This window comes from Roseicella aerolata, from assembly GCF_020523605.1.
Classification (GTDB): domain Bacteria; phylum Pseudomonadota; class Alphaproteobacteria; order Acetobacterales; family Acetobacteraceae; genus Paracraurococcus; species Paracraurococcus aerolatus.
Map to the genome: position 1 here is coordinate 26,783 of NZ_JAJAQI010000044.1, position 15,578 is coordinate 42,360.

General features: G+C 71.7%; 12 protein-coding genes. 6 read left to right on the forward strand and 6 right to left on the reverse strand.

The annotated features are described in order from the left end of the window. The first annotated feature begins 336 nt into the window (after positions 1–336). Positions 337–1,866: an ArnT family glycosyltransferase gene (locus LHA35_RS22455; protein WP_226612244.1), complete on the forward strand. Its 1,530-nt coding sequence runs from the start codon at positions 337–339 to the stop codon at positions 1,864–1,866. A gap of 431 nt (positions 1,867–2,297) precedes the next feature. Beyond that, positions 2,298–3,296, forward strand: coding sequence for a CDF family Co(II)/Ni(II) efflux transporter DmeF (gene dmeF, locus LHA35_RS22460; RefSeq protein WP_226612249.1), 999 nt, complete (start codon positions 2,298–2,300; stop codon positions 3,294–3,296). A 75-nt stretch (positions 3,297–3,371) separates the two neighbouring features. Here dmeF and LHA35_RS22465 read toward each other — a convergent pair whose 3' ends face one another. After that, positions 3,372–4,628, reverse strand: coding sequence for a type II restriction endonuclease (locus tag LHA35_RS22465; RefSeq protein WP_338050946.1), 1,257 nt, complete (start codon positions 4,626–4,628; stop codon positions 3,372–3,374). 755 nt (positions 4,629–5,383) lie between these two features. Continuing rightward, positions 5,384–5,539, reverse strand: coding sequence for a hypothetical protein (locus LHA35_RS29030; protein WP_226612253.1), 156 nt, complete (start codon positions 5,537–5,539; stop codon positions 5,384–5,386). A gap of 1,073 nt (positions 5,540–6,612) precedes the next feature. On the opposite strand from LHA35_RS29030, the gene LHA35_RS22480 reads away from it, so the two are divergent. Then, positions 6,613–6,900 carry a helix-turn-helix domain-containing protein gene (locus LHA35_RS22480; RefSeq protein WP_226612255.1) on the forward strand — a complete coding sequence of 96 codons (288 nt, stop codon included), beginning with the start codon at positions 6,613–6,615 and terminating at the stop codon, positions 6,898–6,900. Positions 6,901–7,055: 155 nt separating this feature from the next. Continuing rightward, the gene (locus tag LHA35_RS22485) at positions 7,056–7,373 is read left to right on the forward strand and encodes an ankyrin repeat domain-containing protein (protein WP_226612257.1); all 318 of its coding nucleotides are present in this window, start codon (positions 7,056–7,058) and stop codon (positions 7,371–7,373) included. Between the two features lie 71 nt (positions 7,374–7,444). Here the strand turns inward: LHA35_RS22485 and LHA35_RS22490 are convergent, their stop codons facing one another. Then, entirely contained in the window at positions 7,445–8,365 is a 921-nt protein-coding gene (locus LHA35_RS22490) for a hypothetical protein (RefSeq protein WP_226612263.1), read from the reverse strand. A 368-nt stretch (positions 8,366–8,733) separates the two neighbouring features. Here LHA35_RS22490 and LHA35_RS22495 point away from each other — a divergent pair, with 368 nt between their 5' ends. Further along, positions 8,734–8,952, forward strand: a complete 219-nt coding sequence (locus tag LHA35_RS22495) for a hypothetical protein (protein ID WP_226612265.1) — start codon at positions 8,734–8,736, stop codon at positions 8,950–8,952. A gap of 200 nt (positions 8,953–9,152) precedes the next feature. Here LHA35_RS22495 and LHA35_RS22500 read toward each other — a convergent pair whose 3' ends face one another. Together LHA35_RS22500 and LHA35_RS22505 are read right to left on the reverse strand one after the other, a co-directional pair. Next, the gene (locus LHA35_RS22500) at positions 9,153–12,593 is read right to left on the reverse strand and encodes a UvrD-helicase domain-containing protein (RefSeq protein WP_226612268.1); all 3,441 of its coding nucleotides are present in this window, start codon (positions 12,591–12,593) and stop codon (positions 9,153–9,155) included. 16 nt (positions 12,594–12,609) lie between these two features. Continuing rightward, on the reverse strand, positions 12,610–13,452 hold the full coding sequence (locus LHA35_RS22505) for a hypothetical protein (RefSeq protein WP_226612270.1): 843 nt from the start codon (positions 13,450–13,452) through the stop codon (positions 12,610–12,612). 407 nt (positions 13,453–13,859) lie between these two features. Here LHA35_RS22505 and LHA35_RS22510 point away from each other — a divergent pair, with 407 nt between their 5' ends. Further along, positions 13,860–14,855 carry a TauD/TfdA family dioxygenase gene (locus tag LHA35_RS22510; protein ID WP_226612272.1) on the forward strand — a complete coding sequence of 332 codons (996 nt, stop codon included), beginning with the start codon at positions 13,860–13,862 and terminating at the stop codon, positions 14,853–14,855. Positions 14,856–14,975: 120 nt separating this feature from the next. Here the strand turns inward: LHA35_RS22510 and LHA35_RS22515 are convergent, their stop codons facing one another. Continuing rightward, the gene (locus tag LHA35_RS22515; RefSeq protein ID WP_226612273.1) at positions 14,976–15,413 is read right to left on the reverse strand and encodes a hypothetical protein; all 438 of its coding nucleotides are present in this window, start codon (positions 15,411–15,413) and stop codon (positions 14,976–14,978) included. Between the last annotated feature and the right edge of the window lie 165 nt (positions 15,414–15,578).

A 15,578-nucleotide genomic window follows, 5' to 3' on the forward strand; every position in this document is an offset into this window, starting at 1 on the left:
ACCGGGCCGCCTTACTCGCCGTCCGGATCCCGGCAACGAGCCGAGGGGGAGTACGGCAGCGGAACCTGGCGTCCTGCCGAACGGGCGGTATGTGCGGCACCACCGCGCGCGGCGTGCGCTGGCAACGCCGCTGCTTGCCGCCAGCGTCACCTGCCCGACAGAGAGCTTCCTACATTGCGCCTGCCCGAAGCCGCCAGCGCTGGATCAGGCGCGGAGCATCCGGGCGAGGTGGGCGGCTACCCGAACCCAGGTGGCCCGGGGCGAAGCAAAGGTCAGCATGCCGGGACCGTGTGTATCCAGGCCGAGAAGCGGGCCGCATGCCCATCGGATGGCGAAATGCTCAAGCCTTTGGTTAGTGACCTGCGGTCGGCGCGGGCCTGGCGCTGGCCTCTCCTGGCTCTCGTCGGCGTTTTCTTCCTGCTGGATGTCAAGCCCGGACAGCCCTGGGACGGCGACGGAGAGCTTTTCATCCTCAACGCCCTGAACGTCATCCATGGCCAGAGCTACTCCTCCACCGGCTACGTGGTGAATCCGACCAACGCCATCCACCCCGCGACCTACCCTCCGGGTTTGCCGCTCCTCCTGGCCCCAGTGATCGACCTGTTCGGAGTCGATTACGTCGCGATGAAGACGATCATCGCTGCCTGCTACGTGATCACGCTCGTTGTGGTGGCAGGTTTTGCTGCTTCAAGGCTGAACGAGGTCTGGGCCCTTGCCCTGGTTGCGGTCCTTGGCCTGAACCCCTTCGTCTGGCAGTTCAAGAACGTCCTCTTCTCCGAATTCGCCTTCATGATGTTCGCCTATGTCGGACTCTTCGCCTTCGACCATCTGGACTCAGGAGCCGACAGCGAACCGGCCCGTCGGCCCGCTTCCTGGCTTTGGGCCGTGGCGAGCGGGCTGGCACTTGGCGCGGCCTACGAGGTGCGTGCGATCGGCGTGGTGCTCCTCGCCGCCGTGGCCGCGATCTGCGTCCTGCGATTCTCCCGACTGCGCCACTACGGCCTCGTCGTCCTGCTGCTGGCGGCAGCGGAGATCGGCCTGGTCAGCTGGATGTTTCCGGCCGACCTGGGGACATACGTATCCTACTTTGGGGGGCCGTCCGGCGACACGGTCGCCACGATCGTCCGCAGGCTCATCGAGTCCTCCAGGGCCTACGCTGGCGGCGTGGCGGAACTTCTCCGCGGTGGCCGCGGGCGTTGGGATCCCATCCAGTTCGCGGCCGTCGGCGCGGTGCTGGCCTCGTCCGCCTTCGGCTTGGTGCAGGCGCTGCGGCGGTGGCTGACGGTGTTCGAGGCCTTCCTGCTGCTCTACGTCGGCGCGCTGCTGCTCTATCCCGTTTCCTTGGAGCCTGCCCGCTACGCACTGCCGGTCTTGCCGCTGATCATGTTCTACTCCCTCCTCGGCGTGCAGGAGTGGAACCGGCCACGGCTCGGCCTCGCCTTCAAGGCGGCGGCGGTCGCTGTGACCGTGGCGCTACTTTACATGCCCCAGTTCCCGGAGCGGAGCCTCGAATACGCGGCATCGGTGGACGATCCCGAAGCCATGGAGCTCTTCCGGGAGATACGGAACCGCGTGCCGCCCGATGCACTGGTGCTCGGCTCCAAGCCGACCGTCATCGTGCTCTACGGCCACCGGCGAGCGACCAATCCCCCGACGGGTCCGACGGAGGACGAGTTCTGGCATTTCGTCCGGCAAAGCAGGGCAAGCTGGATCGTGGAGGCGAAGGCACCGATCTACGACGAAGACCTGGCGGAGATCCTGCCGCGGCTGCGAGACCAACTGGAGCGGGTGTTCGAGAACCGGCTGTTCGCGCTGTATCGCATCCAGGACGGTGTCCAAGGCCAGGGCGGGACGATGTCGCCCTGAGACGCGGCCGGGATGCAACACAACCCGCGCCGGACCCACTGCAACCATCCAGATGTGCCCCTGGCCCCGGAAGTGCCGCCCACCCCGCCGGGGCGGAGGGTGCGGCGGAGCGGACCCATGCACCGTACGACGCCCAAGGAAGTGGCGCGGGTGCTGCACCTCCACTCGGTGCACGATCCCTACCTCCTGGTCTTTGGCCCGGAGAACCTGGACGCCCCGGGCCTGTACGTGTTGCGGATCATGCTCGCCGTGCCCGAGGACAAGGCCACCGACCACCAATGGACAGCCAGCTCACTGGAGCGGGTGCGAGCGATGCTCCCACCGGGTCTTGTCCTCTGGCCGAGGGCGCGCACATTCGAGATGATAGGAGCAGACGCAATAACAACATCGAGATGGATCCCCTTCCCCGGGTTCTGTCCGTGGACGATGGAATGGCCATGCACACCCACTCGACGGCGGCCTGGCGCCACCCCCACACCTTCGGTCAGGACCGGCCCCGCGACGCCGAGCGGCGCACCCTGCTCGTGCTGACCCTCACGGCCGCCACGATGGTGGTGGAGGTCGCCGCCGGGCTGGCCTTCGGCTCCGTCGCCCTGCTCGCGGACGGACTGCACATGGGCTCGCACACGACGGCGCTTGGCATCAACGCCTTTGCCTACATCTACGCCCGGCGCCACGCTGCCGACCCTCGCTTCACCTTCGGCACGGGCAAGGTCAACGCCCTCGGGGGCTACACGGGCGCCGTCCTGCTCGCCGCCTTCGCGCTGGCGATGGTGTGGGAGAGCGTGACCCGGCTGCTCGCCCCGGTGGAGATCGCCTTCGGGTGGGCCATCGCGGTCGCGGTGGTCGGCCTCGCCGTCAACGCGGTCTCGGTCCTGCTCCTCGGCGTCCATGACCACGGCCATGCGCGCGATGGCCACCACCACCATGAGTACGACGACGACGATGACGGCGACGATCACCATGATCGCCAGCACGCGCACGGCGACCTCAACCTGCGCTCTGCCTACCTGCACGTCCTTGCCGACGCCCTGACCTCGGTGCTGGCCATCGCGGCGCTGCTGGCGGGCAAGTTCCTCGGGGCGTGGTGGATGGACCCCGTCATGGGCATCCTCGGCGCGGTGCTCGTGACCCGGTGGTCCTGGGGCTTGCTACGGGACACCAGCCGCCTGCTGCTCGACCACCAGGCGCCCAGGCCGATCCAGCGGGCCGTGCGCGAGGCCATCGAGGATGTGGCCGACAACCGGCTGTACGACCTGCACATCTGGTCGGTGGCGCCCGGCGCCTACGCCGCCGTCCTGGGGGTGGTCACCCATGCGCCGCGACCGCCCGAGCACTACAAGGCCCTGATCCCGGAGGATCTCGGCATCGTCCACGTCACGGTCGAGGTGCAGGAGTGCGACGAGACACCCGTGCGGCCAGCCGCCTGACCGGCCGGGCATGTCCGCGTGGCCGCGGCGGCCTCCCGCGCCACCGCCGCTCGCGGGGTTCCCCCGGCCGCACGCCTAGACCAGTGACCGCGAGATGGCCTGGATGGGCTTCATGCCGTGGCCGAACCTGGCGATGGTCTCGCGGTTCGCCTTGAGCTCGCCGTAGGGCAGGTAGCGCACCTTGAGGTCGGCCACGCGGCTGAAGGCGGGCCGCGTCAGCTGCTCGCGCACCTCGCCCTCGCGGCCGTCCGGCGCGACGAGAAACATGCCCTCCAGCGCGTGGGCCTCAGACCCAAGTGCCAGGTCGAGCATGCGGACGATGCCGGAGTAGATGGAGGTGGTGTGCTCCACCTCGTACGCCGCCACGATCCGGTTCGAATCCTTGTCGAGCCACAGCACGTCGATCAGCCGGACGGCGTCCGCGCCCGCGCCGGTGTCGAAGCCCGGCAGGGCGGCGAGGCAGCCGTCGCCCAGCTTGCCGCCGCCGAGCGGACGGCTGCGGTCGTTCGCTGCGACCCAGACGTCGTAGCCGAGCGACAGGCCGAGGTCGCGCAGCCAGCCCTGCACCTCGGTGTGGGTGTGATCGGACTCCCTCGCCTCGGCCAGCGCCTTGGCGGCCCTTGCGCCCTCGTCGCGCACGCGGGCGAGGTCCGCCTCCCAGGCGGCCCGGGCAGCGGCGTCGTCCTCGCGGGGCGGCGCCGGGTAGCAGCCGCTGCCGAGGTCGAACAGCAGGCCGCCGATGGCGCCGAGGTCGTTCGAGAGCAGGCCGCGGTGCTTGGCGTTCAGGGCGAGGATTCCCTGGCGCATGGCCAGGTACTCGTCCCAGCGGCCGAGCTTCACCTTCGCGCCGGTCAGGGCGTTGTAGCCGTTGACGATGGCCGTGTTGAACGGCGGCACGATGGTCGGGTGGAGGAAGTAGAGCAGGTTCGCCACAGCCGGGCCTAGGCCCTTGATGGCCTTGGCGTCGATCTCGCGGATGGCGGCGACGACCTGCTGCTCGGTGGTGCAGCAGACGCAAGCGTCGAGCAGGCGGCCGAAGGCGCGCTGGTTGTCCAGGTTCTCGTAGATGTCCGGGATTCGCAGCTTGGGCTTCCAGAGAAAGGCGTGGTCGGCGCCCTTGAAGATCTGGCGCTGCTCCGCGATGGAGTGGACCACCGTCTCCAGCGAGGAGCCGCGGTAGGCGACGCCGAAGGTGCCCGCCTTGATCTCGGCGACCACCTGCTGGATGCCCCGGCGGATGGAGCGGAAGTTCTTGACCCGCTCCTCCCAGAGGAACCAGGTCCGATAGGTGCCGCCGGGGTCGTCCCGCCAGCGGTGCAGCAGGGCGGTCATCGGGTCGAGCGAGCTCGGCCCGATTCCCCCACGGGCCGGTAGGGCTGTCGAGGTCTGCATGTCGTGGTCCTGAGGGCACCGGGTTCGGTTCTTGCTCTCGCCGGAGATGATGAAGCGCCTCGTGGTTCGCCCGCGAGGCGGCCGCCACTCTGCGTAGCCGACGCGCCACGGATTTGCGAGGGTACGGATGCCGCCATGTCCGTGGGCGTCGGCCAGGCCCAGGCGTGATGCAGGGCAATCCGACCCGCCAAAGGCTCGGAATGGGAAGACACGGGGTGAACCGACGGTTCTTCCTGAAGGCGGTGGTCGCCACCGGTGTCGCTCGCGGTGCCTCGCCCAGCCCGCCGCCCGGCGGTTGCTGCGCGTCTGGCGTGACCCGAAAGCGGCTACTGCACCGGCCGGATCGAGCACATGCGCGCCGCCCGGTTCCGCGTTGAGGACAATCTTGTGGCCTCGGTGGCGCCCGCGCGCCGCATGCTCGGCATTCCGCCCGACCTGCTCTCCTGCCACGCGGCCTTGTCGAGGGCTACGCGCTGGAGGGGCACGTGCCCGCCGAGGCGGTGCCGCGCCTGCTGGCCGAGCGCCCGGCTGGCGTGCGCGGCCTCGCCGTGCCCGCCGTGCCGACGGGGTCGCCGGGAATGGAGGTGCCGGGCCAGCCGGACGACGACTATGACGTCGTCGCCTTCGGCGAGGGCGAGGGGCGCCGCGTCTACATGCGCTTCCGGGCAGCCGGGCGGGGTGACGCCGCCCAGCCCTCAGCGGCCGTGGATGTCGCCCAGGGCCATGGCGAGGTGGCGCGAGCCGGTGGCCATGATGCCGATGAAGCCGAAGCTCCGGATGATTGCCGCATGCCGCGGGTCAGCGGGGGTGACGGTCAGCGTGACCCCGTTCGGCAGGTCCGCTGCCCTCACCCGCCAGCCGTCCCGGCCGTCAGTGGCCGTGGAACTGCCATGACGGCGGCGAGCCCGAGGCCGTGGAGGATCGGCCAGGGCCGCGGCCTCGGCTTTGGCCCGCTGTCGGCGGGCCGCCCTCCAAGGAAATGGGCTCCGTGACGGAAATGCGGTCATGATTGGTACCGCGATGGAGGTCGTGGCCCGGGCCGGGCGCCTGGCGCTCGATCCCGGACCTTGCGGCCTCGCTCGCCCGCATCAGCACCCCACGAAGGAAGCGTGGGCGGAAGCCCAGCCGGAGGGACGGACATGGACGGGAAGACACGCGTCGATTCCTCGACGGCGGAAGCGGAGGCAACCGACCCCCACGCGCCGTGGACGGGCGAGCGGCTGCGGCGCGCCTGCTTCGGAGCGATGCTGCTGATGAGGGAGATCCGCCACGCGAGGGCCGTCGAGAGCTGGCTCCACGACCCGGAGGTGCTGGCCCGGGCGGAGGAGGACGCCGCGTCGGCCCGGAGGCTGGCGGAGTGCCGAGAGTGGCTGGTCCGGGCGCTCGAGCACGAGAGGCTCCACAGAGCGGGCAGCCTCATCGACAGGACGCACCCGTTCTGGGTCGATGCGGAAACCCGGCGCCGGGGGCGCCTCCTCCGCTGCCTGTTCGGCCGACGGCTCGGAGTTGCTGAACCCGTTCTCGGCGAAATCCTTGGCCGCGGCCAGCGCCTCGGCGTCGCTGGAATACTCGCCAACGAACAGACTTCCGAGCCAGACCTCGAGTCCCGGCTTCCCGTCGGACCTGGAGCACGGCCACACCCCCACGGTGCCAGCCTTTCCTTTGAGGGCGTGCAGCGGCGGGCCGGATGGCATGGGTCGTCGTCCACGCGCGGGTCTTGCACGGCCTCTCCGGACGTGTCCAGACGCGTGGCCGGACCGGGTATACCGCTGCGGGCAAGGGAAAGCGCAGCGGAATCCTGCTCTCGCCCGCGGCCTCCGTGGACACTCCCTCCGCAAGTTCCGGCCGAAATGGCATCGGACGGGGCCGCCAGGCTCGCCTTCATTCGCCTGCTGGCAACCCAGGTCCGGGCCTTCAGGCCAGGGTGGAGCCACGCGGCATCCGGGCGGCGCCCGAGCGCATCCTGGCTTGGCTGCGCATGCGCTCCACCGACAACCCGCCTGCCGTTGTCCTCGACCGGACCTGGACCGAGATGGCCGCCGAGCTCGGGCTGACCCACGAGGCCACCTACCGGGCCCTCGCCCGGCTGGAGCGCGACGGGCGCATGGTCCGGGAGGAGAGGGGCCACGTCCTACAGCCGGTCACCATTGCCATGCGCGAGGGGGACGGCGGTGACCTCGGGCCGAGCCTCACGGGAATCCTTGGGTCTTAGCTGAAGGTGGGCAGACGCGCTGGGAGGTGGACGTCCTCAACCTCGTCTACTGCGACAGCTGGGACGAACGGGTGCTGCGGCACATGTCGGGACGCCTGCGGGATCGTGGGCGGGCTCCCGGCGTTCCCGAGCGCGGTGCCAGGGAGGGCGACAGGATGAACGTCGACAAGGCAACCGAACTGCTCGAGGCGGCACGGGCCGGGGACGAGGCGCGGGTACGGGCGCTGCTCCCGCCCGCGAGCACGCCCGGGGAGAAAGGCCCACCCGATGCCCCGGGCGGCGTGACGCCCATCGTAGCGGCCGCCGAGGGCGGGCACGAGGCGGTCGTGGAACTGCTGCTGATGCGCGGCGCCGACCCGGCGCAGCGCGATGAGCAGGGCCGGAGCGCCGCCGCTTACGCTCGCGCCGCGGGCCACGTGGATCTCGCGGAGCGGCTCGACACCGTCGTCGACAAGGAAAACACCATCTGGTGACCGCACCCCTGGCGGTCGGAAGGAATTGCCGCGCCGTGCCACTCGCCCGCCGCCGCAGAGGCTTGCCTGCGCTATCCCAGGCCCTCGTAGCCGGGCAGCCGCGCCCCGGTCACCGTCGGGAAGGGCTCCGCGCCCTTACCGGTCGGCCGCCAGCGGAACTCGCGCATCGGGACCGTCTCGCCGCTGGCGTAGAGGTTCCAGCTCTTGATCATCAGGGCGAACCGCTCGACCAGGCCCTCGCGGGTCCCGATGGGAGCCTCGATGCCCCGCATCAGCCGCTCGCGCAGCTGCCAGGCCGGGTTGTCCTTGCTCGCGTTCAGGCCGGTGGCCAGGGTGTAGAGCCAATCCTTCAGCGTGGCCTTCCCCGGCGAGCGCGAGGCCAGGTAGGCCGTGGCGTAGAGCGGCGTGCTGCGGATGCCGCGGGGATAGGCGTAGCCGTTCACCGCCGCGACCACCTCCGCGATGTCCTTCCAGCGGTCATAGGCCCGGCCCACCTCGTCGTTGCTGACGAACTCGCGGATGCTGTCCGGGAGCCCGCGCCGGTAGAGGATGAGCAGCCGCACCGCCGAGGCCACCGGCCCGCCCTGTGGCACACCCTTGATGGTCAGGACGTCGCCCCCGCTCCGCGCCGCGCCGGTGTCGGTCTTGCTGAAGACCCGCCGCGGGATGCCGAAGCGGACGTCCATGTCCGCCACGGCGTCGGCCTCGACCACCGCCAGCAGCCGGTGCTGGCCGTTGTTCAGCACGCCCTCGGCCGAGACGATGATCGGCTCGCCGGTGTTCTCGAACTCGCCGGAGCGCATCTGGTCCACCAGCTGCGCCAGCTTGCGCTGGTTCACGCGCCGGTTGCCGGTGTTCAGCTTCAGCACCTCCTCGGCGAAGAGTTTGTCGAACACCAGGGTTAGGGTGCCGTAGAATTCCGCGACGAGGCGCCGGAACTCGTCCGGCGTGATCCGCTCGGCATGGGGGTTGATCCCCGCGGCGCCGTCCACGGGACCCCGGTTCCGACGTGCCGTGGGCGCCGCTCCCATGGTCCTCTCCCGCTCCTCAGATCAGCTCTCGGCGCATCGGGGCACCCAGATGCCGCCACGTCAACGGGGAGGAGAGCCGGATGCCCTCACTGACGGGTGCCTGCACCTTTCCCCAGCCTTGGCCGCCGATCTCGCTGCGCCGGAGCGGTTCCTGTCGAGCAGGCTTGCGCTGGGCCGGGTTGTGGAACCCCGTATCCAGGACGCCGCGTCGGTCAGCTGAATGGCCCGGTGATGCTGCGGGAGACTCGGAGCAGATGACAGCACCGCTCGTTGCGATCACCGACAGTGCGAGGTGACAGGCCAGGACTGAAGCGTAAGCGGCCGAGGACGTGGGGAGTGGCGAGAGCGCCCCCGGGCCGGAGCCGGACCGGGCTGACTTCCCGGCCTCGCCCGTCCGCAGGCACCGGTCGCGACCCGGCTTCGGCACCCGGCTGCTCGAGCGCGCGCTCGGCCACGACCTGGGCGAGGGCGCGGCGGTCGAGCTGCACTTCGAGCTAGGCGGGCCGCGCGCCACCATCAGGTTCGTCCCCCGAGGCACGACGGGCTGAGGTGGCGTCACCTCGTCGGATGAGAGGGGTGTGGACCGGATGTCGCTAGGCTCGGCGGGTGCTCCAACCGGGCACCTGACGTTCCGCCTGTCCTGGGGCACCGCCCTCCCCCATTCGCTTCTTGCACCTTTCACGGGCAAGGGCAGCCGCGGCGCACAGCGTCCACCCGGGTGGCGCCGCCCACGCAGGAAGAGGGCGCCTCACGCCGCCGCGGCCCCCGTAGGCTCCACCTTGAGGCCACCCGGCGGCAGGCGCCCGCAAGCGAACCAATGGGGGCATCTTGGGCAGGCCGCATCGTCTATCCTGGCCGGAAAGTTCCCGGCGCACAGGCCATCCACGAGCCGCAGGACGGTGTCCTCGCGGTTCCGGAGCTTCACGGGCGTCAGATCCACCGGGCGGACCTCCTGGTCCGTCAGGTGCGCGGCCTCCACCTTGTACCCGCCAGTGGCGCAGTCCCGCGCCGCCATGTGGAGGAGGATGAAGGCCACGTCGTCCTCGACCCCGCGCGCCCCCCGGTCAGTGCCCGTCTTGATGCGGCGGAACACGCGCGTCCCGTCCGCGGCGGCGCGGGAGTCGTCCGACCGCACGACCACGCACCCGCCGGGCAGCGCCACGAGGTGGGTCGTTGGCTCGAAGCGCGCCCGGCCGCCGAGCTGGGCATGCACGGCGCGCACGAGCGCCGCGCCGAGCGTCCGGTAGTCCGGCGCGAAGCCGTGGTCATGCGGTCCGTGCTCGAGCCAGATGCGCTCGAATTCCGCCTCCAGGTCCGTCAGGTCGCTTCCCGCCGGACCTTCCGTCGGCGCCCCGAGCCGCGCCAGCAGGCGGGAGGCGCAATCGTGTGTCCTGGCGAACGGCCCGGTCTTGCGGGCGCCCCGGATGCCCAGCAGCACGGTGTGCAGGAACCTGCGCGGGCAGCGGCGGTACAGGTCGAGGTGGTGGGCCTCGACGACCGGGATGCCGCCCGGCCAAGCGACGGCGATCGGCGGCTCCCCGACCTGCGGCGCCACCGCCACTGCCACGCCCTCCCGCTCGGTCAGGAAGGGCGCCACGCGGGCGAGGAATGGCGACGGTTTCCGCGTCTGGCGCCGCGCGCCGCCCGTGGCGCGGGTCCTGTAGAGGCGGAGGTGCGTCCTAGCGCGCGAGAGGGCGACGAAGAACAGGCACTCCTCCTCGGCCAGCGCGTCCGCCTCCGGCGACGACCCGGGCGCGCCCGGGTCGTCAATAAGGCCGTCCGGCGGCGGGCACGTGGGAGCCCGGTAGGACAAGGGGAAGCCCCGGTCGTGCAGGCCGGGCAGGTGCACCGCCTCGAACTCCAGGCCCTTGCTCCCGTGCACGGTCATCACCCGCACCGCATCCAGGCCCCGCGCCGCCTCGGGCACGTCACCCAGGGACCGCGCCTCGCCGAGCATGGTGACCCGCCTGACGCGCTCCAGCAGGCGCCTGATCGGGGGGCCGCCAATTCCGGGCGGCTGCTCGCGGACGAATTCCATCAGGCTCCAGATGGCGAGGCAGCGCATCCGACCCGCGACGCCCGGCGCAGACGCCAGATCCGCGAGCCAGCGGGTGCGGTCAAGCAGGTACGTCGTCAGGAACGTCCAGGGCGACGACCCGGGCCCGAGGCCAGCGAGGTCGTGGCGAAGCCGGTCGAGCCCCGCCCTGGCCAACGCCGACAGGCCTTCCGTGGCGAGCTGCCCAAGCGCCTCGACGACCGTGCGTCCGGTTCCGGGGTCCAGGGCAGATGCCGCGACCCGCACGTCCTGCAGGGTCAGCCCGTACCTCGGGAACGCACCTACGCGCGGCAGGCCCGTCCCGGTCGAATCCGCGGCGAGGCTGAGCAGGCTGAGCAGGTCGCGCACCTCGTCGCGCTCGAACAGGTTGCCAAGACGGAGCACGGGGATGCCCGCCACCTCCAGCGCCTCCGCCACCTGGTCCATCTTGGAGTTCCCCCGGCAGAGCACCGCCTGCTGGCCATACCCGATGCCGCTCGACACCAAGGACTCGATGCCCGCCACGACCGCACCCAGTTCCTCCCGGTCGTCGGCGCAGGTGATGAGCTCCGGCCCCGCGCCGGTGGCCCCGCGCTTCGGCGACAGCGACAGCGCGGGCGTGCCCGCGGCGGCGGCCATGTTGTGCCCGAACCCGAGGAACGTCCCCACAACCTCGGCCGATGAGCGGTAATTCGTGTCGAGCCGCATGGCCGCGAACGGGCCGAAGTCTTCCCCGAAGCGGGCGACGCTCGCAGCCGAAGCCCCCCGGAACCGGTAGATCGCCTGCCGCGGGTCGCCGACGACCCAGACGTCGCCGCCGGTGCCGACGAGGGCCTTGAGCAGGCGGATGCTCGCCCGGTTCACGTCCTGGTACTCGTCGACGAGCACGTGGCGGTGCCTCGACCGCAGCGCCGTCGCCACCTCGGCGTCGGCTTCGAGCAGCAGCGCGGGCAGCATCACCTGGTCGCCGAAGTCGACCGCGCCCCGTGCCCGCAGCTCCCGCTGGTAGGCGTCGTACACGCGGGCGACCTCGACGGCGCGCTCGGCGGCCTCGATCCCGTCGGGGTCGCCAGCCGCCGCGAGCATGCCTGCCGCGAGTTCGGCATAGCGCTCCGGCCCGACCAACTCGTCCTTGGCGCGCGAGATGGCGCGGAGGATCTCCTTCAGCAGGAGGGCCGGTTCCCAGAGGTTCCGGTGGTGGACGAGGCCGAGCGTCGGCAGCAGGTCCTCGAGCGCCTCCACCGCTGCGGCGCCGTCGAACAGCACCGGCTTCTCGGGCAGGCCGAGGCGGTCATGGTGGCGGCGGATGACGTCCATCCCGAACTGGTGGAACGTCCCCGTCCAGACACGGGGACCATGGTCCGGCAGGTGGGCGCAGATTCTCTCGGCCGCCTCCGAAGCGGCCCGGTTGGAGAAGGTCAGGGCGAGGATTCCGGCGGGATCGTGCCCCCCCGCGACGAGGTGCCGGACCCTGGAGACCAGCGTCCTTGTCTTCCCGGTGCCCGGCCCCGCCTGGAGCAGGAGGGCCCCCCCGCCGTGGGACGCGGCGGCGTCCTGCGAGGGGTCACTCCCCGGCGCCGCGCCGCCGCCGATGGCGGCCACGGCGACCGGCGCACCGACGACCGGCAGGAGCAGGGCGTCGAGCAGCTGCCGTTCGACAACGCCACGCGGCAACCCGAGGAGGGCCTCGATGGCGGCAGCCGATCGTCCCTCGTCGAGGTGCAGCCGCCTCGCGTCGGGGGACGGCAGGAGGAATTCGCGCGCGAACACCTCGGCCTCCAGCTCCCGGCGCTCGCGCGGCCCGTAGTCGGTGACGCGCGACATCGCGGCGGAGGGCGAGCGCGACCCGGTGGCGGCCTCGCCACCGGAGGAGAGGCGGTGGACGGCCTCGTGGCCGACCTCGTGCGCCAGGAGCAACGCGCGGTCGCCCCGCGACCCGGTGTCCCCGCACCTGATGCAGCCCGCCTGGGCGTCCACCAGCGCCCGGGCACCGTGGAGCCTGGGATCCCCAGGCTTGACCCAGACCACCTCGAAATCCAGGTGATCCGCCGCGGCGAGCGCCAGGGGGAGCGGATCCCCGGCAGGCGTCCCCGCCGTGACGACGCGCCGCCGCAGCTCGCGGGCGGCGAGCCTCGCGGCGTCGAAGGAATTCACCGGCCGCCGTGCGGGGTCATTCCGAGAGCAGGCGCCGAACCTCCTCCTCCGGCATGCCCGCGTCCCTCGCGGCCTCCTCGAACGTCTTGCGGCCGGATGCCGCGGGCTTGCCGTCGGCCCTGAACATCATGGCGCCGGACAGGCGCGGCTCCGCCGAGAGGTGCGCGCGCATCGCCGCGACCGGCACCGGGCGGGGGAGGTCGTCGCAGAGGCGGGCCATGAACGCGGGGGGCACGGTGTCCAGTTCGATCTGGCGGTCCCTGAATCCGGCGAGCAGGTCACGCGGAATGCCGAGCCGCCGAGCGGTCGCCCCGAACGCCTGGCGGTCCATACCCGCGAAAGGGTCGATTCCCATAGCGTCACGATCCGGGTCGACATGGGCGTGCCGCCGGAGGTGGAGCCCGACAGCGTAGCGGCAGAGCTCCGGCAGCTTCACTCCGAGCTCGTGGGCCTGGAGCTGAAGCCGCGCGTGCGTCTCGGCATCCATTCGCACGGTGCGGACGTCCAGGTCCTCCCCGCGCAGGCGGCGGCCGTCCCTCAGGAGCCGCTCGCTGGCGGCGACCGCGTCGCGCATGGCCGCCTCGGTCATGCCGCGAGCCTCCTCCCTCACAGCCGCGAGGCCCTCGCGCAGCGCCTCCACGATGCGCGCGTTCGCCGCGCCAGCCCCGGCCGCCGCCCGGAGGGCCGCCGACTGGCTGGGGTCGAGGCTGATGCTGTACTCCCCCATCCGTTCCCTGGCGGCGAGGGACCGCACGTGCCTCTCCCGGCTGCGCTCGGCCTCGTCCTGGGCCAGGTTGCCCCACCAGCGCCGCATGTCGCCGGAGCTTGCCGCCTCAAGGAGCGTGGCGAGCCTCGCCACGAAGGCCCGGTGGGCCTCGTCCGCGGCATCCCCGAATCCTTTGGTCCCGCCGCGGCCGACGCCCGGGCACCAGACGATGTGGGTCCTTGAGGGGGCGTGGAAGTCGTGCCTGAGCGCGGCGAAGGCCGCGCGCTCCAGATCCGCCCGGGTGACCTCCCCGGCATCGCCGGTGCCCCGCTCCGCCTCCCCGGGCGCCCGCCCCGCCGCAGTGCCGTAAGTCGCCAATTTTGCCTCCACCGAATCCTTGTACCCTTGTCGGCCCAGGCCGCCCGGCGGCGCGTGCTGTCCCGGCGCTGGACCTCACCGCCCATCGGTGAGTCTCACCGGATTGCGGTGAGATTGCAATGGCATTCGCTTTTGGGTGAAAAGGCTAGAGCTTCTCTCCTGGGTCGAGTCTCCTCAGCGCCATGTTTGATTGCAGGATCGTGCTGGATGCGGCGCGCGTGACCGCCTCCCTGGGACGCTTGCCGACCGAGCACCCGTGCGCCACCCCCTGGCGGCTCCAGGGGGCGGCCGAGGCGGCGGTGCGCGATGCGCTGGCACCCCCGGACCGCACCGCGATCGAGCACCTTCGGGCTGGGATGCTGCCCTGGCTCGTCGTGGGGACCGGAATGGACCTGCGGGCGCTGCCGGAGACCCCGACCGGATTCGAGCCGGTCCCGGACCCGGCATGGTGGCCGCTGGCTTGGCTCACCGTGGGCCTGATGTCCCTGGCGGGCGCGCGCATCGTCTCGTACGCGTGCGAGAACGACGGCGCGGCCTTCGTGAACCTCGTCGCGCTGCCACCTTCCGAGGTGGGGGCGCAATTCGCCGAGAAATCGACCCGCGAGATGCGGGGCCACACCGACGGGGCCGCCTTCCCGTTCCCCAGCGAGTTCGCCCGCGGCGGCGAGGACCACTCGCCCGCGCCCGACCTCCTGGTCCTGGTCGGCCTGCGCAACCCGGGCGGCACGCCAACGAGGCTGGCGCCCGTCACCAAGGCACTGGAGCACCTCACGGACGAGGAGGTGGCGGCCCTGGAGGGGCCGCACTTCAACATCGGCGCGCAGCGGACGTTCCGCGGCGTGCGGCCGCGTGTCGGGAGTCCCCTGCTGAGCCGGGACGAGCCGGACGGGTTGGCCTTCCGGTTCAGCCACCGCAGCGTTCGCGCCGCCGAGGATGCCCCAGAGGCGGCGGCGTCCGCCCTCGCCCGGCTTGAGGAGGCGCTGCCGGGCCTCTACGAGGATGTCGTGATCGGCCCGGGCGATGTCTGCCTCGTGCGGAACCGGCTGGTGGTGCACGGCAGGGGCGCTCCCGGCGAAGGCTGCGGGGGCGCCACGCGCTGGCTGCTCCGGACCTACGGCTGGGTGGCGGCGACGATCGGCCATCGCGACCCGGCCGCGGCCGCCCATGTCCACCTCTAGCCGCCATCCCCGTGGCGGTTGGGCCAGGCTTGCGTGGCCGTGTGCCCCGGCCGGGCTGGAGCGCGACGGGCGCATCGTCCCGGGAGAGGGCCGCGTCAGCCTGCAAGCGGCGTGAGCCGGTCAGGTGCCGTTCGCGAGGCCCTCCCTGGAATCCTTCAGGATTCGGGGCCGAATTGCCAAGTGAACGCAGTTACTTGCCAAGCTCTTCCCCTGCGGATCGCGCGGAACTTCCCTATGAAACGCGCCGGGAACGGCGGCGGGCGGCGCGATGGCGCCCGTCCCGACGCGTTCCCCAGGATCTGCGGGCAGCCACTCGCCGCCGCCAGTTTCCGCCCGCCTGTGAGCCTCCGCCTCGGCGGTGGCCTCGGGCAGCAGGCGGCGCAGGCTCGCGCTGCCCTCCTCTCCCTTCCGGTACTCGGCATGGTCGCCCCGGGCGTGCGCCGCCCGCCCCAATGCGACCACGCGCCGCACCTCCTCCCGGAAGGCGGGGTCAAGGAGCGGGCGGTCGAACCCCTCGTCGCTGGCCTCCTCGGCCCGGTCGGCGGGAACATCGGTCATTGGTCCCCCTCCTCGCTCGTCGTTCGACCGTGGCAATGCCCCCGAGTGTCAATCGGCATGGAAATGGGACCCCGGATCGGCGTCCAAAAGGGACCCCCTTGGTGCGTGCTGAGGCACCGGCTGGTCGGTCACCCCGGAGCCGTAGGCGGAGGGGCGGCCGACCAG